Source organism: Clostridium sp. UBA6640 (assembly GCF_002455975.1).
In the GTDB taxonomy this organism is placed as follows: Bacteria; Bacillota; Clostridia; order Clostridiales; family Clostridiaceae; genus Clostridium_J.
Genome location: NZ_DKLM01000004.1, coordinates 1 through 1,127 on the forward strand (window position 1 = coordinate 1; position 1,127 = coordinate 1,127).

General features: G+C 28.3%; 1 protein-coding gene and 1 tRNA gene. Both read left to right on the forward strand.

Annotated elements, in window-relative coordinates:
• The first annotated feature begins 230 nt into the window (after positions 1-230).
• Positions 231-306, forward strand: a tRNA-Trp gene (locus B2W91_RS00545).
• Positions 307-532: 226 nt separating this feature from the next.
• Complete coding sequence (locus B2W91_RS00550) at positions 533-1,045, forward strand: GNAT family N-acetyltransferase (protein WP_291578310.1); 513 nt, start codon at positions 533-535, stop codon at positions 1,043-1,045.
• Positions 1,046-1,127: the final 82 nt, after the last annotated feature.

The following is a 1,127-nucleotide window of genomic DNA, read 5'->3' on the forward strand; positions in this document are numbered from 1 at the left end:
ATTAATCCTTAATTTTTAAGGATTCAAGCTATTTCTATAGAAAGCTTATTTTCCAGAGTATATTAAGTTTTCACATTGTATCCTTATAAAATGGGCTAACATACTGGATTATTATTTTAAAGCGCATCTTAATTGATAGTTAATAATCAATTTTATGAAATTGAATAAACTATTTTAACAAAATTCATATTGTATTTATGAAAATAATATGATATAATTGATTCTGTTATAGGGGTATGGCTCAATTGGTAGAGTAGTGGTCTCCAAAACCATTGGTTGCGGGTTCGAGTCCTGCTGCCCCTGCCAAAAGCTCAGTAAACTTTGTTTTACTGAGTTTTTTTATTTTATTAAAAAACAATATAAGTTATTTAATTTTAGAGCTAGTGTATCTATAGAATTTCATTAATATATGCCAGTATACGACAATAATCAAGAATATTCTTTTTATTTTAAATTCATGCTATAATTATTTATGTACAATTAAGAATTTAATATATTTATAGAAATTATGCTTAATTTTAGGAGGTAAGGTATGAGCACTTTAATTAATACTAAAGTAAAAGATTTTAATTTGAGATTTGCAGAAGAGAAAGATATTCCTTTAGTTCTAGAGTTTATTAAGGAATTAGCAGATTATGAGAAATTACTACACGAGATTGTTGCTACAGAAGAAATTTTAAAAGAATCATTATTTGAATGTAAGGTAGCAGAAGTTGTAATTGGAGAATATGAAGGTAAACCAGTAGGCTTTGCATTATTTTTTCACAATTTTTCAACATTTTTGGGACGACCAGGTATCTATTTAGAAGATTTGTATGTGAAGCCAGAAATGAGAGGAAAAGGATTTGGAAAAATACTACTTTCATTCTTAGCTAAACTTGCTGTAGATAGAAATTGTGGTAGACTTGACTGGTGGTGTCTTGACTGGAATGAGCCATCAATTAAATTCTATAAACAGTTAGGCGCAGTTCCTATGGATGAATGGACCACTTATAGAGTGCATAACGAAGCATTATCTGAGATGGCAGAAAGTTTTAATAATTAAAATCAATAAGACATAAATTGGAGCTATTTTTATAGGGTCCATCAATGGAATTTTAACTTATGCATGATTTTAATTTCCATAA